The sequence below is a fragment of the Pectobacterium atrosepticum genome, from assembly GCF_000740965.1.
Lineage (GTDB): Bacteria > Pseudomonadota > Gammaproteobacteria > Enterobacterales > Enterobacteriaceae > Pectobacterium > Pectobacterium atrosepticum.
The window spans coordinates 3,667,318-3,688,462 of record NZ_CP009125.1; the positions used below are offsets into that span (position 1 = coordinate 3,667,318).

14 protein-coding genes, 3 tRNA genes and 3 rRNA genes are annotated in these 21,145 nt (G+C 49.4%); 8 read left to right on the forward strand and 12 right to left on the reverse strand.

Annotation, left to right across the window (positions count from 1 at the left end; all coding sequences use genetic code 11):
- Positions 1 to 443: 443 nt before the first annotated feature.
- The 4 genes from nrdH to nrdF are packed head-to-tail and all read left to right on the forward strand — an operon-like array spanning position 444 to position 4,231.
- Entirely contained in the window at positions 444 to 683 is a 240-nt protein-coding gene (gene nrdH / locus GZ59_RS16180; protein WP_011094848.1) for a glutaredoxin-like protein NrdH, read from the forward strand.
- Positions 684 to 692: 9 nt separating this feature from the next.
- A complete protein-coding gene (gene nrdI, locus GZ59_RS16185) occupies positions 693 to 1,100 on the forward strand; it encodes a class Ib ribonucleoside-diphosphate reductase assembly flavoprotein NrdI (protein WP_011094849.1) in 408 nt (135 codons plus the stop codon).
- Positions 1,079 to 3,244 carry a class 1b ribonucleoside-diphosphate reductase subunit alpha gene (gene nrdE / locus GZ59_RS16190; protein WP_043878085.1) on the forward strand — a complete coding sequence of 722 codons (2,166 nt, stop codon included), beginning with the start codon at positions 1,079 to 1,081 and terminating at the stop codon, positions 3,242 to 3,244. Before nrdI ends, nrdE begins: the two co-directional genes overlap by 22 nt.
- Before the next feature lie 24 nt (positions 3,245 to 3,268).
- Complete coding sequence (nrdF, locus tag GZ59_RS16195) at positions 3,269 to 4,231, forward strand: class 1b ribonucleoside-diphosphate reductase subunit beta (protein ID WP_011094851.1); 963 nt, start codon at positions 3,269 to 3,271, stop codon at positions 4,229 to 4,231.
- Positions 4,232 to 4,350: 119 nt separating this feature from the next.
- Here nrdF and GZ59_RS16200 read toward each other — a convergent pair.
- Positions 4,351 to 4,427 (reverse strand) — tRNA-Asp (locus GZ59_RS16200).
- A gap of 171 nt (positions 4,428 to 4,598) precedes the next feature.
- Positions 4,599 to 5,336: a DNA polymerase III subunit epsilon gene (gene dnaQ, locus GZ59_RS16205; protein WP_011094852.1), complete on the reverse strand. Its 738-nt coding sequence runs from the start codon at positions 5,334 to 5,336 to the stop codon at positions 4,599 to 4,601.
- On the opposite strand from dnaQ, the gene rnhA reads away from it, so the two are divergent.
- Entirely contained in the window at positions 5,290 to 5,856 is a 567-nt protein-coding gene (gene rnhA / locus GZ59_RS16210; protein WP_162014380.1) for a ribonuclease HI, read from the forward strand. The genes dnaQ and rnhA overlap by 47 nt on opposite strands.
- A 19-nt stretch (positions 5,857 to 5,875) precedes the next feature.
- Here the strand turns inward: rnhA and GZ59_RS16215 are convergent, their stop codons facing one another.
- On the reverse strand, positions 5,876 to 6,586 hold the full coding sequence (locus GZ59_RS16215; protein WP_011094854.1) for a class I SAM-dependent methyltransferase: 711 nt from the start codon (positions 6,584 to 6,586) through the stop codon (positions 5,876 to 5,878).
- A 43-nt stretch (positions 6,587 to 6,629) separates the two neighbouring features.
- Between GZ59_RS16215 and gloB the strand changes: the two genes are divergently transcribed.
- Together gloB and mltD are read left to right on the forward strand one after the other, a co-directional pair.
- Positions 6,630 to 7,385 (forward strand): hydroxyacylglutathione hydrolase, encoded by a 756-nt coding sequence (gloB, locus tag GZ59_RS16220; RefSeq protein WP_011094855.1) that lies wholly within the window; start codon positions 6,630 to 6,632, stop codon positions 7,383 to 7,385.
- 70 nt (positions 7,386 to 7,455) lie between these two features.
- Positions 7,456 to 8,820, forward strand: a complete 1,365-nt coding sequence (gene mltD / locus GZ59_RS16225) for a murein transglycosylase D (protein WP_011094856.1) — start codon at positions 7,456 to 7,458, stop codon at positions 8,818 to 8,820.
- A 69-nt stretch (positions 8,821 to 8,889) separates the two neighbouring features.
- On the opposite strand, the gene GZ59_RS16230 is transcribed toward mltD, so the two are convergent.
- The 9 genes from GZ59_RS16230 to rluD all read right to left on the reverse strand — a co-directional run bounded on the left by GZ59_RS16230 (position 8,890) and on the right by rluD (position 20,119).
- A complete protein-coding gene (locus tag GZ59_RS16230) occupies positions 8,890 to 9,678 on the reverse strand; it encodes an endonuclease/exonuclease/phosphatase family protein (RefSeq protein ID WP_011094857.1) in 789 nt (262 codons plus the stop codon).
- Between the two features lie 228 nt (positions 9,679 to 9,906).
- A tRNA-Asp gene (locus GZ59_RS16235) sits at positions 9,907 to 9,983 on the reverse strand.
- A 52-nt stretch (positions 9,984 to 10,035) separates the two neighbouring features.
- Positions 10,036 to 10,151 (reverse strand): 5S ribosomal RNA (rrf, locus tag GZ59_RS16240).
- A 128-nt stretch (positions 10,152 to 10,279) separates the two neighbouring features.
- A 23S ribosomal RNA gene (locus GZ59_RS16245) occupies positions 10,280 to 13,188 on the reverse strand.
- A 228-nt stretch (positions 13,189 to 13,416) separates the two neighbouring features.
- A tRNA-Glu gene (locus GZ59_RS16250) sits at positions 13,417 to 13,492 on the reverse strand.
- A gap of 141 nt (positions 13,493 to 13,633) precedes the next feature.
- A 16S ribosomal RNA gene (locus tag GZ59_RS16255) occupies positions 13,634 to 15,176 on the reverse strand.
- Together the 16S, 23S and 5S rRNA genes with 2 tRNA genes alongside form the textbook arrangement of a ribosomal RNA operon.
- A gap of 487 nt (positions 15,177 to 15,663) precedes the next feature.
- The gene (gene clpB / locus GZ59_RS16260; RefSeq protein ID WP_011094858.1) at positions 15,664 to 18,240 is read right to left on the reverse strand and encodes an ATP-dependent chaperone ClpB; all 2,577 of its coding nucleotides are present in this window, start codon (positions 18,238 to 18,240) and stop codon (positions 15,664 to 15,666) included.
- Between the two features lie 133 nt (positions 18,241 to 18,373).
- Positions 18,374 to 19,099 carry a purine nucleoside phosphorylase YfiH gene (gene yfiH, locus GZ59_RS16265; protein ID WP_011094859.1) on the reverse strand — a complete coding sequence of 242 codons (726 nt, stop codon included), beginning with the start codon at positions 19,097 to 19,099 and terminating at the stop codon, positions 18,374 to 18,376.
- Between the two features lie 42 nt (positions 19,100 to 19,141).
- Positions 19,142 to 20,119 (reverse strand): 23S rRNA pseudouridine(1911/1915/1917) synthase RluD, encoded by a 978-nt coding sequence (rluD, locus tag GZ59_RS16270; RefSeq protein ID WP_011094860.1) that lies wholly within the window; start codon positions 20,117 to 20,119, stop codon positions 19,142 to 19,144.
- Positions 20,120 to 20,253: 134 nt separating this feature from the next.
- Here rluD and bamD point away from each other — a divergent pair, with 134 nt between their 5' ends.
- Positions 20,254 to 20,988 (forward strand): outer membrane protein assembly factor BamD, encoded by a 735-nt coding sequence (gene bamD, locus GZ59_RS16275; RefSeq protein ID WP_011094861.1) that lies wholly within the window; start codon positions 20,254 to 20,256, stop codon positions 20,986 to 20,988.
- Positions 20,989 to 21,145 lie beyond the last annotated feature (157 nt).

Consider the following 21,145-nt stretch of genomic DNA (forward strand, 5'->3'; position numbering starts at 1 on the left):
GTTTTCGTTCGGTAAATAAGTTTGTCGACAGCCTTTGGTAAATAGATCTCCTGAGACATCCGCGGCTATCAGACATTGTCATCAACCAGAATCACGGTTTTATTCTGATAGAGCAAAAGTCGCCCTTTCCATTTCCCCCTCCCTCCCTTTTCTTTTTTTCGCACACTATTTCGTCAAGAATGATACGCATCACATTTATTTATTTCTGCATTTTTTACTTGCATTCTCTAACGGCCTTGCCACATCTGGGTTCGCGGGAATTTGTATAAGGTCAACTAAAAATCATATATCTTGTGTGGTTGAAATATTAAATATCTACATCTAGTATTCCTTGTGTAGCCCTCGCGTAACAGGTCGCTACCCAGTGGATCGGTTCGGGTGCACATGCACTAAAGATAGCCGCTCCGACATACTTATTTCACGCCAAAGGGTAAATACGAATCATGCGTATTACTATTTTCACTAAGCCAGATTGTGTTCAATGCAACGCCACATGTCGAGCGCTGGATAAGCAAGGAATTAACTATCAACTGGTGGACTTAACTGAAGATGAACAGGCGTTACAGCAGGTAAGAGCGTTGGGCTATCAGCAAGTGCCCGTCGTGATGACGGCTAATGACCATTGGAGCGGCTTCCGCCCAGATAAGATCAGTACTCTGAACGCCGCCCTGCAATTGCAGTAAGGGGGCAATATGAACCCGCTGGTCTATTTCTCCAGCCAGTCGGAAAACACGCATCGCTTCATTTGCAGGGTTGATTTACCCGCCCTGAGAATCCCGATAGCGACAGAACAGCCTGCATTGAAAGTTGATCGCCCCTATATTCTGGTTGTCCCCAGCTACGGCGGAGGCAGCACGAAAGGGGCTGTGCCGCGTCAGGTCATCATCTTTCTCAACGATCCGCACAATCGCGCTTACCTGCGTGGCGTGATTGCCGCAGGCAATACCAATTTCGGTGCAGCGTACTGCATCGCCGGTGACATCATCGCGCAGAAGTGTCAGGTGCCCTACCTGTACCGCTTTGAATTGCTCGGCACAGCAGAAGACGTTGCAAATGTGCGTAAGGGAGTAACTGAATTTTGGCAACAACAGACCACGTGAGTGCAAAGGCAACCAAGGCCGACACAGATGCCCACTCGCTCGATTACCATGCGCTGAACGCGATGCTGAACCTCTACGACGCAGAGGGAAACATCCAGTTCGAGATGGATAAGCTCGCGGCACGCCGTTATTTCCTACAGCATGTGAACCAGAACACCGTGTTCTTCCACAATCTGGAAGAAAAGCTGCGTTATTTGGTTGAAGAGGGTTACTACGAAGCCGAAGTGCTGGACCAATATCACTTCGATTTCATCAAGAGTCTTTTCCAGCAGGCTTACGCTCACAAGTTTCGCTTTCAAACCTTTCTGGGAGCGTTCAAATACTACACTGGCTATACGCTCAAAACCTTTGACGGCAAACGCTATCTGGAACGCTATGAAGATCGTGTCTGCCTCGTAGCGCTGGCCCTCGCCAAAGGGGACACCACACTGGCTAGCGCGCTGGTCGACGAGATCATCAGCGGACGCTTTCAGCCCGCCACGCCCACGTTCCTCAACTGCGGTAAAAAGCAGCGCGGCGAGCTGGTCTCCTGCTTCCTGCTGCGTATCGAAGACAATATGGAGTCGATTGGTCGAGCGATAAACTCCGCACTTCAGCTCTCAAAACGCGGCGGCGGCGTGGCCTTCATGCTCAGTAACATCCGCGAAACCGGCGCACCAATCAAGCGTATCGAAAATCAGTCATCCGGCATTATTCCTATCATGAAAATGCTGGAGGATGCCTTTTCCTATGCTAACCAGCTTGGCGCGCGTCAGGGTGCTGGGGCAGTGTACCTCAATGCACACCACCCAGATATTCTGCGTTTTCTGGATACCAAGCGGGAAAATGCCGACGAGAAAATCCGTATCAAGACGCTGTCTTTGGGGGTAGTCATCCCTGATATCACGTTTCAGCTAGCCAAGAATAATCAGGTGATGTACCTGTTCTCACCTTATGATGTCGAGCAGGTTTATGGCGTGCCGCTGTCGGAAATTAGCGTGACCGAAAAATACCACGAAATGGTCAATGACAAGCGCATCCGTAAATCTCAAATCAAGGCACGCGACTTCTTCCAGATTCTCGCCGAGATCCAGTTCGAATCCGGTTATCCCTATATGATGTTTGAGGATACGGTGAACCGCGCGAATCCGATTCACGGCCGCATCAATATGAGCAACCTGTGTTCTGAGATTTTGCAGGTCAATGACGCCAGCCTGTACGACGACGATCTCGGCTATCGCCATATTGGCAAAGACATCTCCTGCAACCTCGGTTCGATGAATATCGCCAACGCGATGGCATCGCCCGATTTCGGCCAGACGGTTGAAATGGCGATCCGCGCGCTGACTGCCGTTTCCGATATGAGCCATATCAGCTCTGTGCCGTCTATCGAAAAAGGCAACGACGAATCGCACGCCATTGGTTTAGGTCAGATGAACCTGCACGGCTATTTGGCGAAAGAGCGGATTTTTTACGGTACAGAAGAAGCCGTCGATTTCACCAATATCTATTTCTACACTGTCGCTTTCCATGCGATTCGAGCATCAAATGCGCTAGCGATCGAGCGTAACCAACGCTTCTCGGGCTTTGAACTCTCTAAATACGCCACGGGCGAGTATTTTGATAAATACATCGAACAGCAGTGGGAACCAATAACAGCCCGCGCACGTGAACTATTTGAACAGGCTGGCATCCACATTCCCAACCAGCAGGACTGGGCAGCGCTGCGCGAATCCGTCATTGCACACGGTATTTATAACCAAAACTTGCAGGCTGTTCCACCGACCGGTTCGATTTCGTATATCAACCACTCAACGTCCAGCATCCACCCGATTGTGTCACGCATCGAAATTCGCAAAGAGGGCAAGATTGGTCGCGTCTACTACCCTGCCCCTTACATGAACAACGACAACCTAGAGTATTACCAGGATGCCTATGAGATCGGGCCGCAGAAGATCATCGATACCTACGCCGCCGCAACGCAGCACGTCGATCAGGGGCTGTCACTGACGCTATTTTTCCGCGATACCGCCACGACACGTGACATCAATAAAGCGCAGATCTACGCCTGGACCAAGGGCATTAAAACTATTTATTACATTCGCATACGGCAGATGGCGCTGGAAGGCACTGAAGTTCAGGGCTGTGTATCCTGTGCGCTATAAGCCATCGCGGAAGGAAATCGAAACATGACCGCACTCGCTCGCATCCAGGCGATTAACTGGAACAAAATTGAAGACGACAAAGATTTGGAAGTCTGGAACCGGCTAACGTCTAACTTCTGGTTACCTGAAAAGGTGCCGCTCTCGAACGATATTCCGTCGTGGAGCACGCTGAATACCCGCGAACGTCAGTTGACGATTCGTGTATTCACCGGTCTGACGCTGCTGGACACCATCCAAAATACGCTGGGTGCGCCAACGTTAATGCCCGATGCAGTAACGCCGCACGAAGAAGCCGTGCTGTCTAACATCAGCTTTATGGAAGCAGTGCACGCTCGCTCATACAGCTCCATTTTCTCGACGCTGTGCCTGACCAGCGAAGTGGATGATGCTTATCGCTGGAGTGAAGAGAACCCGGCCCTACAGAAAAAGTCAGATATTATTCTGTCGCACTATCGCAGCGACGACCCGCTGATGAAGAAAGTCGCCAGCGTGTTTCTGGAGTCGTTCCTGTTCTACTCTGGATTTTACCTGCCGATGTACTGGTCAAGCCGCGCCAAGCTTACCAATACGGCGGATTTGATCCGGCTTATCATTCGTGACGAAGCCGTACACGGCTACTATATTGGCTACAAATTCCAGAGAGCACTAGCAAAGGCCGATCCCGCTCGCCAGCAGCAGGTGAAAAACTTCGCTTACGACCTGCTACAGGATTTGTACGATAACGAGGTGCTGTATACGCAGGAACTCTATGACGGCGTGGGTTGGACAGAGGATGTGAAGAAATTCCTTCACTACAACGCAAACAAAGCATTGATGAATCTGGGCTATGAAGCGTTGTTCCCCGCCAGCATGACGGATGTGAATCCCGCGATTCTCTCGGCCCTATCACCAAATGCTGATGAGAACCACGACTTCTTTTCTGGCTCCGGCTCGTCTTATGTGATCGGTAAAGCCGTCAACACCGAAGACGAAGATTGGGATTTCTAAAAAAACGGCCACTGCGTTCTGGGTGGCCATTTTTTCTTCAAGCTATTTTCTACCGCTTTTTTATAAGGGCTATAAATGAAAAAACCCTGAATCATTGCTGATTCAGGGTCTTCAATAAGTGGCGGAACGGACGGGGCTCGAACCCGCGACCCCCTGCGTGACAGGCAGGTATTCTAACCAACTGAACTACCGCTCCACTCATGCTCACTGAGCGGGGTGAATACTAAGATGATGACACTATTACGTCAATGCTTTTTATAACTAACCGTTTCTGTTTGTTTATAATTTCATCTTACTGACTATTCTCTCACCCAAGACATCATCAAACTATCCATTTTGCTATGCAAAGGGCAACACTTCAGCGACATTATTCTGTTCGCCACAGGCAACTACCGCCTTTTTTAGCAACCAAATCCAGACGTTGTTCATGCGCGAGCAGCTCTGTTTCATCAGCGTAAAGCACCTTTAACGCCGATTGAGGGCGGACAATTCTCTGGATCGTTTCATTACTCTCATTCTGCCGCTGCGCTTCACCTTCCATCGAAAAAGTCAGAGAAGTTTGACCACCGGTCATCGCCAGATAAACTTCTGCCAGAATTTCGGCATCGAGCAATGCGCCGTGCAACGTACGCTTGCTGTTATCTATCAGATAGCGATCGCAGAGCGCATCCAAATTGTTACGCTTACCGGGAAAGATCTTCCGTGCCATAAACAGGCTATCGGTGATCTTACAGAACGTCTCCGTCTTGGGAATATTCCGGTTCAGCAACCGAAATTCGTAATCCATAAAGCCGATATCAAACGTTGCGTTATGAATGACCAACTCCGCGCCGCGGATAAAATCGAGAAAATCATCCGCAACATCAGCATACGTTGGTTTATCAGCAAGAAACTCATCGCTGATACCATGTATGTTATAGGCCTCTGGATCCACTAAACGATCGGGTTTGATGTAGACGTGAAAATGACGGCCAGTCAGGCGGCGGTTAATCACTTCGACCGCACCGATCTCGATAATTTTATGCCCTTCGTAGTGAACCCCCAGCTTATTCATACCGGTGGTTTCTGTATCCAGGACGATTTGTCGCGTAATTTCAGTGCTCATCGTTTTCGTTTATGTCAGACTTGCCGTTTTTACCATAAGGGAGAGTCTACCAGAGATGCGCAAACAGGTAGAAATTTTCACCGACGGATCTTGTCTCGGTAATCCCGGCCCCGGCGGTTATGGCGCCGTGCTGCGCTACAAGCAGCACGAAAAAGCGTTGAGTGCAGGCTATCGTCTTACGACGAATAACAGAATGGAGTTGATGGCCGCTATTGCAGCGCTTGAAACACTGACCACCGACTGTGACATCGTACTCAGCACAGACAGTCAATATGTTCGTCAGGGTATCACCAGTTGGATTCATAACTGGAAAAAGCGTAGTTGGAAAACCGCTGACAAAAAGCCGGTCAAAAATGTCGATCTCTGGAAAAGGCTGGATACTGCGATTCAACGCCATTCCGTGCGTTGGGAATGGGTAAAAGGGCACGCTGGTCACCCAGAAAACGAGCGCTGCGATGAACTCGCTCGCGCTGCCGCCAGTGCGCCAACGCTTGATGACACCGGTTATCAGGCTGAATAAATCACTGTAGTCGTCGCCCTCATCTCCGATATATCCTTGTTGCGCCCACCGTGCGGCGCACAGATGCTTTCCGCAAACGCGCTCTCATCGGTGTAAACGTCAGCGGAATCGTTCGCTTTCGGGCAATAATTAGCGTCAGGCATCCCAGCATCGGAATATGTTTATTCAGTTTCCCTTTATTTCTCCGCCATGGCGTAACGTGAAAATGGGTCTGATGAATAACCTCATAGTTCAATAGTCCCAGCCAGTCTGTGATGCGCATTTGAGTAAACATACGACTGCAATAGGGATGCTTTTTATTAAGCCTGGGGATCAGTTTGCCAAGACCAACCAGACTGATCGGATTAAACGTGCTCAGTATTAACCAACCATCATCCACCAAAACACGATCAACCTCCCGCAGAATACGATGTGGATCCGACGAATAAGAGAGCGTTTGAGCGAGTAAGCAGGCATCGATCGACTTTTCAGAAAAAGGTAATTGATGGGCATCAGCCGCAACGTGAAGATTATCACCGTGTGGAGCAACGTTAACCTGATGCGCGATCGCACACCCTGTTACGTGGATTTCTGCGCTCAGCGCCCCTATCTTGATAAGATGAAAACCAAAGAGTTTTGGCCACCATGGCAACAAGGCCTGTTCAAGCGACTCACGATAAAATTGCCCACAGGTGATATCATCCCATGAATCAGGTGCAACAATAGTCTGAGGTATTTGTGCCGATTTCATCTTCTGTTGTCGTCCTCAGGCTACTAGCAAAAAGAGGTGATGAATGAATCTTATCAGTATCCCCGCACTTCAGGATAACTACATTTGGTTATTGAGCAATAAAGCAAACCGCTGTGTGATCGTCGATCCTGGTGAGGCGAGCCCAGTGCTTAATGCACTCGATCAAAACGCACTTCTTCCCGAAGCAATTTTGCTCACTCATCACCATAATGATCATGTGGGAGGCGTCAGTGAAATACTTAATCATTACCCTAACTTGCCCGTTTTTGGCCCGAAAGAAACCGCTAAATGCGGCGCAACCTATCTGGTAGAGGAAGGAAATACTGTCTCTTTGTTAAATTCGGAATTTTCTGTAATTGAGGTTCCAGGACACACATCTGGTCACATTGCCTACTATAATGCGCCATTTTTATTCTGTGGCGATACGCTATTTTCAGCGGGATGCGGTCGTATATTTGAAGGAACACCGAAGCAAATGTATGAATCAATTCAAAAAATAGCAGAACTTCCTGACGATACTGTCGTATGTTGCGCTCATGAATATACACTATCAAACTTAAGATTTTCTAATGACATATGGCCTGAAGATCCAGATATTGAGTCTTATCTTCATAAAATCAGTCAGATACGAGAAAAATCGCAGTCTAGTTTACCCACAACACTAGGTCTGGAGAGAAGAATCAACCTGTTCCTTCGCTGTCATGAAATTGATTTAAAAAGAAAAATATCAAACGAACCTGAAAATATAGAGAATTGGCAAGTTTTTAAGATGCTACGCAGCAAGAAAGACTGCTTTTGAAGGTTTAGGTTGTGCTATTCCTCTAATCAACGTATCCTTGCTCGTCTTTTAAGCAACTATTGACCAACATATGAAGGCTAAAGCGATCATCATCGCCTCAGTCTTGCTGGTCGGTTGTCAGGTCTCACCCCATGACACCTCGCAACCTAAGCAGCATGCACAGAGTTTGTCTTCGGCAAGTCAAAGTGAAGCAGGAAAGTACACAGATGGTCGAGAGACCTCCGCGCGATGGCTAGATGACGATAGCATCGCGCAACGAGATCTGTGGAACTTCATTGGCGACGAGCTGAAGATGGGGATTCCGGATAACGCACGGATCCGCGAGCAAAAAACGCGTTATTTGAAAAATAAGAGCTATCTCCACGATGTAACATTACGGGCAGAGCCGTACATGTACTGGATAGTCGAGCAGATTAAGCAACGTAAAATGCCGATGGAACTGGTACTACTACCCATAGTGGAGAGCGCTTTTGATCCAAGTGCCACATCATCTGCCAATGCCGCTGGGCTATGGCAGATTATCCCTGGTACAGGGCGTAACTATGGTTTGAAACAAAACCAGTGGTACGACGGGCGTCGCGACGTGATTGCGTCGACGACTGCTGCGCTGGATATGATGCAACGACTCAACACAATGTTTGATGGTGACTGGCTATTGACGGTTGCTGCATACAATAGTGGTGAAGGCCGCGTCATGCAGGCAATGAAAGCGAATAAAGCGAAAGGAAAACCGACCAACTTCTGGGCATTGGCGTTACCGCGTGAAACGTCAATTTATGTTCCTAAGATGCTGGCCTTAAGCGACATTCTTAAAAACAGTAAGAAATATGGCGTGAATCTACCGCAGCCCAATGAAAGCCGAGCATTAGCGAAGGTGGAATTGGGACAGCAGATAGAGTTGACACAAGCTGCTGAGATGGCAGGCCTGTCGTTAAATAAGCTGAAGAGCTATAACTCGGGCTATAAACGTAATGTTACCGCACCAAATGGGCCACATTACATTATGGTTCCTAAAGCGCACGTTGAGCAGTTGAAAGATTCACTGGCTGATGGCGATATCGCAGCGATTCAACCAACGCGCTTAGAACAAACGCCAGCATCACAGCAGTATAAGGTGCGCTCAGGTGATACCTTATCGGCGATTGCGACGCGGCTTAATGTCAGCACGAAAGATTTGCAGAGCTGGAACAATCTTCGTAGCGTAGGTGCACTCAAGGTTGGTCAGACGCTGCAAGTTGCGAAAGCTTCGGGAACTAACGGATCTATCACCTACCAAGTACGAAAGGGTGATTCGTTGGCAAGCATTGCTAAACGTCATGGCGTAAATATCGCTGATGTGATGCGCTGGAATACGGTTATCAACAAGAATGCCAACATCCAGCCAGGCGATCGTCTGACGCTATATGTTAGCAGCAATATAAAACCTGATTCTTAACGTCATATCAGAATCAGCAACGAGAAACAGCCCTCCTACAGTTGTAGAGGGCTGTTTTTTTTATGGGCATTAAATCAGGCTAAATTCGACGAGCAGTGGATTATGATCTGAGGCCTGAGTCACCAATACGGAAGATTGGTTAACAGTCATATCACGGTAAAAAACGAAATCTAACGGTCGACCAAACGCCTTTCGCCGCTGATCATCAACAAAATGCACTTCCTGCAGCCCCATTCTTGCCGCAAACCGATTAAGTGCATTGATTCGTTGTTGACTCCATGCATTAAAATCTCCAGCCATAATAGCTGGCCCCTGATGATGTAGGAGTTGCTCTCCTATTGCAGCCAGTTGCTTGGTATAAATCTCAACACCAAAGCTAAAGTTAACCGCATGGATATTGATAACCATCAGCCTCTGCCCATTCTGAAGCGCATAGACCGTTACCAAAGAGGACTTAGCTAAACGCAACAAGGGTTCCCTTTCACGTAAAGGACAGCAATATACCGGCTGGGCTGCAGATAGCGTCATCACACCTGATGGGTGTTGTGGGAGTATAATCGCAGGCACCTGATCGGCAGAGAGATAGTTAGTGGTTGCAAAACGGATGAGGTCTGGCGTACTTTGCGCTTCCTGCAACAGGACTAATTGAGTGCCTTTACCGAAATTCTGCAATACGGAAAGCCAGTTCAGTCTCTGTTGCTTGAAAATGTTCCACACCATTACGCGTAAGACATCTCCCTCCAGCAACAATGAGCCTGTCGGTAGAGCTTGTCCCGGATAATGCATTTCCCCGGGAGGAAAGATACGTTCAGCTGGTTGGCCGGCAACATACCTCATTGCATAGGTTCTTTTCCGCACGCCTCATCCACTATCAGTTTCAATACACCAAATACCCTATCAAAAAAGAGCACTCTCTGTTATAAAAATTTTATCGCAGACTTGCTGTATATATTCGCGAGCAGCGAAGGAAAAGATGAAATGGTTAGAAAACACAAGGGGAAGAAAAAAGAGGAAATCATCTAAAAAATTCTAATTTGTACAAATACAAAAATCCCTAAGCGTTAACTTAGGGATTTTGCAAATAAGTGGCGGAACGGACGGGGCTCGAACCCGCGACCCCCTGCGTGACAGGCAGGTATTCTAACCAACTGAACTACCGCTCCACCGAATTTCTCTACAACCACCAGATTGCTCCGGCTTACTGCTTAATTTGATGCCTGGCAGTTCCCTACTCTCACATGGGGAGACCCCACACTACCATCGGCGCTACGGCGTTTCACTTCTGAGTTCGGCATGGGGTCAGGTGGGACCACCGCGCTATCGCCGCCAGGCAAATTCTGTTTCATTCCAACCGTTACTTATCATGACTTTTTGTCATCTCCGTAACCATCAGAACCAATCTTCGAACAAGCTGAATATCGTTTTATATGAGTCACCCACAAAACACCTTCGGTGTTGTAAGGTTAAGCCTCTCGGGTCATTAGTACTGGTTAGCTCAACGTATCGCTACGCTTACACACCCAGCCTATCTACGTCGTAGTCTTCAACGGCCCTTCAGGGGCATCTAGTGCCCAGGGAAGACTCATCTCGAGGCAAGTTTCCCGCTTAGATGCTTTCAGCGGTTATCTCTTCCGCACTTAGCTACCGGGCAATGCAATTGGCATCACAACCCGAACACCAGTGGTGCGTTCACTCCGGTCCTCTCGTACTAGGAGCAACCCCTCTCAATCTTCCAACGCCCACGGCAGATAGGGACCGAACTGTCTCACGACGTTCTAAACCCAGCTCGCGTACCACTTTAAATGGCGAACAGCCATACCCTTGGGACCTACTTCAGCCCCAGGATGTGATGAGCCGACATCGAGGTGCCAAACACCGCCGTCGATATGAACTCTTGGGCGGTATCAGCCTGTTATCCCCGGAGTACCTTTTATCCGTTGAGCGATGGCCCTTCCATTCAGAACCACCGGATCACTAAGACCTGCTTTCGCACCTGCTCGAGCTGTCACTCTCGCAGTCAAGCTAGCTTATGCCTTTGCACTAACCTCCTGATGTCCGACCAGGATTAGCTAACCTTCGTGCTCCTCCGTTACTCTTTGGGAGGAGACCGCCCCAGTCAAACTACCCACCAGACACTGTCCGCAACCCGGATCACGGGCCTACGTTAGAACATCAAACATTAAAGGGTGGTATTTCAAGGTTGGCTCCACAAGAACTGGCGTCCTCGCTTCAAAGCCTCCCACCTATCCTACACATCAAGGCTCAAGGTTCAGTGTCAAGCTATAGTAAAGGTTCACGGGGTCTTTCCGTCTTGCCGCGGGTACACTGCATCTTCACAGCGAGTTCAATTTCACTGAGTCTCGGGTGGAGACAGCCTGGCCATCATTACGCCATTCGTGCAGGTCGGAACTTACCCGACAAGGAATTTCGCTACCTTAGGACCGTTATAGTTACGGCCGCCGTTTACCGGGGCTTCGATCAAGAGCTTCGCCTTGCGGCTGACCCCATCAATTAACCTTCCGGCACCGGGCAGGCGTCACACCGTATACGTCCACTTTCGTGTTTGCACAGTGCTGTGTTTTTATTAAACAGTTGCAGCCAGCTGGTATCTGCGACTCCCGTCAGCTCCGTCCGCAAGGGACTTCACCGACAGGAGCGTGCCTTCTCCCGAAGTTACGGCACCATTTTGCCTAGTTCCTTCACCCGAGTTCTCTCAAGCGCCTGAGTATTCTCTACCTGACCACCTGTGTCGGTTTGGGGTACGATTTGATGTTACCTGGAGCTTAGAGGCTTTTCCTGGAAGCGTAGCATTGGTTACTTCATCACCGTAGTGACTCGTCATCACGCCTCAGTGTTAATAATGACCCGGATTTACCTAAGTCATCCACCTTCACGCTTAAACCGGGACAACCGTCGCCCGGATAACCTAGCTTTCTCCGTCCCCCCTTCGCAGTAACACCGAGTACAGGAATATTAACCTGTTTCCCATCGACTACGCTTTTCAGCCTCGCCTTAGGGGTCGACTCACCCTGCCCCGATTAACGTTGGACAGGAACCCTTGGTCTTCCGGCGTGCGGGTTTTTCACCCGCATTATCGTTACTTATGTCAGCATTCGCACTTCTGATACCTCCAGCAACCCTCACAGGTCACCTTCGACGGCTTACAGAACGCTCCCCTACCCAACAACACCTAAGTGTCGCTGCCGCAGCTTCGGTGCATGGTTTAGCCCCGTTACATCTTCCGCGCAGGCCGACTCGACCAGTGAGCTATTACGCTTTCTTTAAATGATGGCTGCTTCTAAGCCAACATCCTGGCTGTCTGTGCCTTCCCACATCGTTTCCCACTTAACCATGACTTTGGGACCTTAGCTGGCGGTCTGGGTTGTTTCCCTCTTCACGACGAACGTTAGCACCCGCCGTGTGTCTCCCGTGATAACATTCTTCGGTATTCGTAGTTTGCATCGGGTTGGTAAGTCGGGATGACCCCCTAGCCGAAACAGTGCTCTACCCCCGAAGATGAGTTCACGAGGCGCTACCTAAATAGCTTTCGGGGAGAACCAGCTATCTCCCGGTTTGATTGGCCTTTCACCCCCAGCCACAAGTCATCCGCTAATTTTTCAACATTAGTCGGTTCGGTCCTCCAGTTAGTGTTACCCAACCTTCAACCTGCCCATGGCTAGATCACCGGGTTTCGGGTCTATACCCTGCAACTTAACGCCCAGTTAAGACTCGGTTTCCCTGCGGCTCCCCTATTCGGTTAACCTTGCTACAGAATATAAGTCGCTGACCCATTATACAAAAGGTACGCAGTCACCCTGATTAATCAAGGCTCCCACTGCTTGTACGTACACGGTTTCAGGTTCTATTTCACTCCCCTCGCCGGGGTTCTTTTCGCCTTTCCCTCACGGTACTGGTTCACTATCGGTCAGTCAGGAGTATTTAGCCTTGGAGGATGGTCCCCCCATATTCAGACAGGATGTCACGTGTCCCGCCCTACTCATCGAACTCACAATCTGTGCATTTTTGTGTACGGGACTATCACCCTTTACTGTGCGACTTTCCAGACGCTTCCACTAACACACAAACTGATTCAGGTTCTGGGCTCCTCCCCGTTCGCTCGCCGCTACTAGGGGAATCTCGGTTGATTTCTTTTCCTCGGGGTACTGAGATGTTTCAGTTCCCCCGGTTCGCCTCATTACGCTATGTATTCACGTAATGATAATGTGTCGAAACACATTGGGTTTCCCCATTCGGGTATCGTCGGGTATAACGCTTCATATCAGCTTACCGACGCTTATCGCAGATTAGCACGCCCTTCATCGCCTCTGACTGCCTAGGCATCCACCGTGTACGCTTAGTCGCTTAACCTCACAACCCGAAGATGTTTCTTTCGATTCATCATCGCGCTGCGATTATTTGAGAGACTCATTGACACACTGACTCATCACAACTCGCCCTAAGGCAGTCATGCATGTTCAGCTGTCATGTTTCAATTTTCAGCTTGTTCCAGATTGTTAAAGAGCAATATCGTAAACATGACTCAAAAGAATCATCTTTAAGATATTCGGTGATAATGTCTTTCACTCATTATCGGATTGGCGTCCCCAAGGGGATTCGAACCCCTGTTACAGCCGTGAAAGGGCAGTGTCCTAGGCCTCTAGACGATGGGGACACGAAAAATCCGTACCGAATTAAAAATCCGGCACTATCGCGTCAGCATGAGTCTACACTCATGACATCAACAGGTGCGCTTGCTCAGTATTTTCATCAGACAATCTGTGTGAGCACTTCACTTAACACACATCTTTATTGGTAAGGAGGTGATCCAACCGCAGGTTCCCCTACGGTTACCTTGTTACGACTTCACCCCAGTCATGAATCACAAAGTGGTAAGCGCCCTCCCGAAGGTTAAGCTACCTACTTCTTTTGCAACCCACTCCCATGGTGTGACGGGCGGTGTGTACAAGGCCCGGGAACGTATTCACCGTAGCATTCTGATCTACGATTACTAGCGATTCCGACTTCATGGAGTCGAGTTGCAGACTCCAATCCGGACTACGACGTACTTTATGAGGTCCGCTGGCTCTCGCGAGTTCGCTTCTCTTTGTATACGCCATTGTAGCACGTGTGTAGCCCTACTCGTAAGGGCCATGATGACTTGACGTCATCCCCACCTTCCTCCGGTTTATCACCGGCAGTCTCCTTTGAGTTCCCGCCATTACGCGCTGGCAACAAAGGATAAGGGTTGCGCTCGTTGCGGGACTTAACCCAACATTTCACAACACGAGCTGACGACAGCCATGCAGCACCTGTCTCAGAGTTCCCGAAGGCACTAAGGCATCTCTGCCAAATTCTCTGGATGTCAAGAGTAGGTAAGGTTCTTCGCGTTGCATCGAATTAAACCACATGCTCCACCGCTTGTGCGGGCCCCCGTCAATTCATTTGAGTTTTAACCTTGCGGCCGTACTCCCCAGGCGGTCGACTTAACGCGTTAGCTCCGGAAGCCACGCCTCAAGGGCACAACCTCCAAGTCGACATCGTTTACAGCGTGGACTACCAGGGTATCTAATCCTGTTTGCTCCCCACGCTTTCGCACCTGAGCGTCAGTCTTTGTCCAGGGGGCCGCCTTCGCCACCGGTATTCCTCCAGATCTCTACGCATTTCACCGCTACACCTGGAATTCTACCCCCCTCTACAAGACTCTAGCCTGTCAGTTTTGAATGCAGTTCCCAGGTTAAGCCCGGGGATTTCACATCCAACTTAACAGACCGCCTGCGTGCGCTTTACGCCCAGTCATTCCGATTAACGCTTGCACCCTCCGTATTACCGCGGCTGCTGGCACGGAGTTAGCCGGTGCTTCTTCTGCGGGTAACGTCAATCAGCAAGGTTATTAACCTTACTGCCTTCCTCCCCGCTGAAAGTGCTTTACAACCCGAAGGCCTTCTTCACACACGCGGCATGGCTGCATCAGGCTTGCGCCCATTGTGCAATATTCCCCACTGCTGCCTCCCGTAGGAGTCTGGACCGTGTCTCAGTTCCAGTGTGGCTGGTCATCCTCTCAGACCAGCTAGGGATCGTCGCCTAGGTGGGCCATTACCCCGCCTACTAGCTAATCCCATCTGGGCACATCTGATGGCAAGAGGCCCGAAGGTCCCCCTCTTTGGTCCGAAGACGTTATGCGGTATTAGCTACCGTTTCCAGTAGTTATCCCCCTCCATCAGGCAGTTTCCCAGACATTACTCACCCGTCCGCCGCTCGTCACCCAAAGAGCAAGCTCTTCTGTGCTACCGCTCGACTTGCATGTGTTAGGCCTGCCGCCAGCGTTCAATCTGAGCCATGATCAAACTCTTCAATTTAAGATTTGTTTGATTTGCTGAACTCGTCAGCGATGCTCAAAGAATTAGTAACTGTTCATTCATAATGAATTTTACTGTTGTTCACTCTTCAAGACTTTTTATATCGTTTAAGATACGGTCTTGTGAGTGCCCACACAGATTGTCTGATTATATTGTTAAAGAGCAGTGCCACGTCTTCCGTGGCGCGGGCCGCATATATTATGCTTTTCCGCTGTGAAGTCAAGTCATTACTGACCGCCTTCGTTGAATCTTGTCTCTGTCACCACAACCGCGTGTCGCTGTTGCCGTGTCAGTGGATGCGCATTATAGGGACTTCTCGCCCGCTGACAAGCGCTAAATGCATAATACTTTCCAAGCGTTCAAAAACAAGCCAAAAAGCAGTATTTAGCGCACTAACCATACAGAAAATGAATATAATCCGAACTTAAGGTGTGAAAACGGGGACATTTATTAGCAAATGCCCCCGTTGATTATTTACCGTTTCACATTATTCTTGCCGTGCGACTATCTGTTCACCTTCAACATCTAATGTGATCCGCTTACCGGGTATCAGTTCCCCCCCTAATATCTGCTGAGCGAGTGGATTCTCTATCAGTTGCTGTATCGCCCTTTTAAGCGGACGAGCACCATAGACAGGATCGAATCCGACCTCTCCGAGCATATCTAAAGCGGCATCCGTGATCGTGACACTATATCCACGCTCTTCAAGACGCTTGTACAGTCTCTGAAGCTGAATTTGTGCGATCGACGTAATATGCGCCCTTCCCAGGGGATGGAATACGACGACTTCATCGATACGATTAATAAATTCAGGACGGAAGCTATGGCTAACGACGTCAAGAACCATATCTCTCATTTCGGTATAGCTACGCTCACCAAAACGTTCCTGAATAAGGTCAGATCCCAAGTTTGACGTCATGATGACCACTGTATTGCGGAAGTCGACCGTTCTCCCCTGACCATCAGTAAGGCGACCATCATCCAATACCTGAAGCAGAATATTGAACACATCAGGGTGTGCCTTTTCGATCTCATCTAGCAAAATGACCGAATAAGGGCGACGGCGTACCGCTTCAGTCAGATATCCCCCTTCTTCGTAACCGACATATCCAGGAGGCGCACCGACCAGACGTGAAACCGAGTGTTTCTCCATAAATTCGGACATATCAATACGCACCATAGCGTCGTCACTGTCGAAGAGAAAAGTTGCCAGCGTTTTGCAGAGTTCAGTTTTCCCCACACCCGTTGGTCCAAGGAACAGGAACGAACCAATCGGACGATTAGGATCGGATAACCCTGCCCGGCTGCGACGAATAGAATTCGCTACCGCCTCAACGGCTTCGTTCTGCCCGATCACTCGCTGATGCAGTTCATCCTCCATTCGCAATAATTTTTCTTTCTCGCCCTCCAGCATGCGAGAAACAGGAATTCCAGTCCAGCGTGCCAGCACATCAGCGATTTCAACATCTGTGACTCGATTACGCAGCAAATGCACCGTTTTTCCTTCCTGCTGCGTTGCAGCTGCCAACTGCTTCTCTAACTCGGGGATTTTGCCGTATTGCAACTCAGACATTCTCCCCAGGTCTCCCTGACGTCGAGCCTGTTCCAACGAAATTTTCGCTTGCTCTAAAGAGGCCTTAATATTCTGCGTTCCCGTGAGTGACGCTTTTTCCGCTTTCCACTCTTCGTCTTGTCGGGAATATTCACGCTCTTTTTGGTCAAGTTCCGTACTTAGTAACTCAAGCCGCTTTTGACTGGCTTCATCAGATTCTTTCTTCAGAGCCTGTTGCTCCAGCTTTAACTGGATGATTCGGCGCTCAAGCCGATCGAGAGGCTCTGGTTTTGAATCAATCTGAATACGAATACTGGATGCCGCCTCATCAATCAGGTCAATGGCTTTATCCGGTAGCTTACGATCCGAAATATACCGATGGGACAACATTGCCGCCGCAACAATCGCCGGGTCAGTAATTTGCACATGATGATGCAATTCATAACGCTCTTTCAGCCCACGCAGAATCGCAATCGTGTCTTCAACGGTCGGTTCCGCGACAAACACTTTCTGGAAACGACGCTCAAGCGCGGCGTCCTTTTCAATATATTGACGATATTCATCCAGCGTCGTCGCCCCAACGCAATGCAGTTCACCGCGAGCCAGCGCGGGTTTTAGCATATTGCCGGCATCCATCGCGCCATCGGCTTTACCCGCTCCCACCATCGTATGGAGCTCATCAATAAACAGAATGACATTACCTTCCTGTTTAGACAGATCGTTGAGTACACCTTTCAAACGTTCTTCAAACTCACCACGATATTTGGCACCAGCCACCAGTGCCCCCATATCCAGCGAAAGTACGCGCTTGTTTTTCAGGCCTTCAGGCACTTCGCCATTAACGATGCGCTGGGCTAACCCTTCTACTATCGCGGTTTTCCCCACGCCGGGCTCACCAATTAATACCGGGTTATTTTTGGTCCGACGTTGTAGGACCTGAATAGTACGGCGAATCTCTTCATCACGCCCGATAACCGGGTCGAGCTTGCCTTGTTCCGCACGTTCCGTGAGGTCAATTGTGAATTTTTTTAATGCCTGGCGCTGATCTTCAGCCCCCTGATCGTTCACTTGATCTCCTCCTCTCACTTGATCAATCGCGTTTGTTACACCTTGCTGCGTGACACCCGCCTTTTTCAATATATCCCCCAGCGTGCCGCGAGACTCCAAAGCAGCAAGCACGAAAAGTTCTGAGGAAATAAAGGTATCACCACGCTTTTGCGCGAGTTTGTCGCACATATTCAATGCGCGGACTAACTCGTTCGAAGGTTGGACATCACCATCGGTACCTTCAACCTGAGGCAAACGCGTGATTGCTTGGTCGATTTCGGCTTTCAGGTGATTAAGATTGGCTCCTGCGACAGTCAGAAGTGGACCAACAGTTCCTCCGGCCTGATGAAGCAAAGCGCTCATCAAATGAAGTGGTTCAATAAACTGGTGATCACGCCCAAGGGAAAGAGACTGGGCATCAGCAAGAGCAAGTTGGAATTTGTTGGTAAGACGATCCAGACGCATAACACCTCCCGTACACTGGTCAAAATTGCTACTGGAGATTAAATGAGGTCATCCCTCAAAAATTTCAAGGTTATTTTGCCAGTCGTGACGGGATTTAAATGTTACTTATCTTGGATCGCCTTAATTCAATAGGTTATATCAGCCAGATTAAACTTGCCATACGGCCAGTCACGCCATCACGCCGATAAGAGAAAAATTTGTGAGGCTCGCTCACAGTACAGGAATTTCCACCAAAAATTTGCGTTATCCCTGCGGCGCGTAAACGTAAAATTGCCAGTTGGTAGATATCGGCAAAAAATTTGTTTCCTTCAGGCCTAAATGCAGAGGCCGCCGACGCATTATGCTGAATAAACGCGTCCCTAACTTCTGGGCCGACTTCAAAAGCATCAGGCCCGATAGCGGGTCCTAGCCATGCCATAATTTGCGTAGGTTTCGCTCGGAAACAGGCTAACGTTTCTTCCAACACCCCGGAGTGCAATCCCCGCCAGCCAGCATGTGCAGCAGCCACTTCATCGCCGTTGGTTGCACAAAAAAGCACAGGCAAACAGTCAGCCGTCATCACCGCACAGACCTGGCCTTTCTTATCTGTATAAGCGGCATCACCGCAAACGGACGATGGAAGTACTCCGCCAATGCGAATAACATCGGTACCATGAACCTGTTCCAACCAGTGCGGCATAGCAGGAAGATCGGCCATCGCCACCAGCGTTTGCCTGTTTGCGCTGACTAGTTCGGACTCGTCACCCACATGATTTCCCAAATTCAGCGAATCATAAGGTGACGTACTATGCCCGCCAATGCGCGTCGTACTGCAAGACTTCACACTTTCTGGCAAAGGCCAGTCGGGGTATATCAGCATAGTCCGTCACCTCTATAGTCAGCACTTATCGTATTGAATGCATTACCAGTTTAGTTGGTCCTGAAACGCCGCGGTATCGGCTTTCAACGCATCAATCAAATCGACCATATCCTGAGGTAGTGCCGCATGCCATTCCATTTGGATTCCGGTAATAGGATGGTAGAAGCGTAACATGGTAGCGTGCAGTGCCTGACGATCAAACCCACGCAACATCTCAATGAAATCATCCGACGCACCTTTTGGCGGACGAGGACGACCACCGTATAACTGATCGCCAACCAACGGATGGTCAATATGCGACATATGCACACGAATCTGATGGGTGCGCCCCGTTTCCAGACGCAACCGCAAACGGGTATGCGCACGGAAGTGCTCCATAATGCGATAGTGCGTCACGGCAGGCTTGCCCATCGGGTGCACCGCCATGTGAGTACGCTTGGTTGCGTGACGGGCGATAGGTTGCTCGACCATGCCACCTGCAGTCATCGAACCAATCGCAACAGCCTCATACTCACGGGTAATTTCGCGCGCCTGCAATGCTTCGACTAAACGCGTCTGTGCCGGTACGGTTTTCGCAACCACCATGAGCCCAGTGGTATCTTTATCAAGCCGATGCACAATCCCTGCGCGGGGCACATCGACAATCTCAGGATAGTAATGTAACAAGGCATTCAATACCGTGCCATCTGGGTTACCAGCACCGGGGTGAACGACTAAATCTCTGGGTTTGTTGATGACCAGAATGTCCTGATCTTCATACACAATATCCAGCTTGATATCCTGTGCTTCCCAGCGTGCTTCTTCTTCAATCAATGCATCAATGGCTACCGATTCGCCGCCAAGTACTTTCTCTTTTGGCTTATTGATGACATTGCCGTTAATCTGTACCCGATTATCAAGAATCCACTCTTTTATGCGGGATCGTGAATAATCAGGGAACAATTCGGCCAAAGCCTGATCTAAACGTTGTCCGAGTTGAGATTCGGCCACCGTTGCGGTGAGTTGTACTTGTTGTGCCATATTATGCAGCTTCTTCGTTAACGTTGGGTTTTGACGGCGACGCCGTTTAAAATAATGTACTATTGTAGCTGGTCTAAATCGGGAGCTTAACGGACAGCTTCCCGGAATAACATTCTGAGGATAATCAAAACGTCATGACGCGTATGAAATATCTGGTGGCTGCCGCCACGTTGAGCCTGGCGCTGGCTGGTTGCTCCAGCAATTCCAAAGATGCGGTTCCTGATAGTCCGCCATCTGAAATCTATGCCAATGCTCAACAAAAACTGCAGGACGGCAACTTTAAAGCAGCCATCACGCAGTTGGAAGCACTGGATAACCGGTATCCCTTTGGTCCCTATTCGCAGCAAGTACAGTTGGATTTGATTTACGCCTATTACAAATCCGCAGAGCTGCCATTGGCCCAAGCTTCTATTGATCGCTTCCTGCGACTCAACCCGACCCATCCAAACGTGGATTATGTCCTGTACATGCGCGGCCTTACCGACATGGCGCTGGATGATAGCGCGCTACAAGGCTTCTTCGGCGTCGATCGTTCCGATCGCGATCCGCAGTATGCCCGCACCGCATTCCGGGATTTCAGCAAGCTCATTCAGGGATATCCGAACAGTCAATACGCCACCGACGCAAACAAGCGTTTGGTTTACCTAAAAGAGCGTCTGGCCAAATATGAACTTTCTGTCGCGCAATACTACACGAAACGCGGCGCTTATGTGGCAGTAGTTAATCGCGTTGAGCAAATGCTGCGTGATTATCCAGATACCCAGGCAACAAAAAATGCCCTGCCGTTGATGGAAAGCGCCTACCGTGAACTGCAACTGGCCGCACAGGCGGACAAAGTCGCAAAAGTGATTGCCGCTAACCCAGCATAAACGGTAAATGGCACTCATTAATAAGACGGCAGCTTCGGTTGCCGTTTTTTTATGGTTCGATCAATTCGTTATGCTTCGATGAACAGAAAAAACAAGTTTGGTGGGAGTCAACAACAGCGCGGTAACGTCAATACATCCTATCAATAATGGCACAGGC

Bases quoted from the DNA above. Each gene is read 5' to 3' on its own strand.
- nrdH (WP_011094848.1), top strand. From the start codon at position 444: ATGCGTATTACTATTTTCACTAAGCCAGATTGTGTTCAATGCAACGCC.
- nrdI (WP_011094849.1), top strand. From the start codon at position 693: ATGAACCCGCTGGTCTATTTCTCCAGCCAGTCGGAAAACACGCATCGC.
- nrdF (WP_011094851.1), top strand. From the start codon at position 3,269: ATGACCGCACTCGCTCGCATCCAGGCGATTAACTGGAACAAAATTGAA.
- dnaQ (WP_011094852.1), bottom strand. From the start codon at position 5,336: ATGAGCACTGAAATTACGCGACAAATCGTCCTGGATACAGAAACCACC.
- GZ59_RS16215 (WP_011094854.1), bottom strand. From the start codon at position 6,586: ATGAAATCGGCACAAATACCTCAGACTATTGTTGCACCTGATTCATGG.
- gloB (WP_011094855.1), top strand. From the start codon at position 6,630: ATGAATCTTATCAGTATCCCCGCACTTCAGGATAACTACATTTGGTTA.
- mltD (WP_011094856.1), top strand. From the start codon at position 7,456: ATGAAGGCTAAAGCGATCATCATCGCCTCAGTCTTGCTGGTCGGTTGT.
- clpB (WP_011094858.1), bottom strand. From the start codon at position 18,240: ATGCGTCTGGATCGTCTTACCAACAAATTCCAACTTGCTCTTGCTGAT.
- yfiH (WP_011094859.1), bottom strand. From the start codon at position 19,099: ATGCTGATATACCCCGACTGGCCTTTGCCAGAAAGTGTGAAGTCTTGC.
- rluD (WP_011094860.1), bottom strand. From the start codon at position 20,119: ATGGCACAACAAGTACAACTCACCGCAACGGTGGCCGAATCTCAACTC.
- bamD (WP_011094861.1), top strand. From the start codon at position 20,254: ATGACGCGTATGAAATATCTGGTGGCTGCCGCCACGTTGAGCCTGGCG.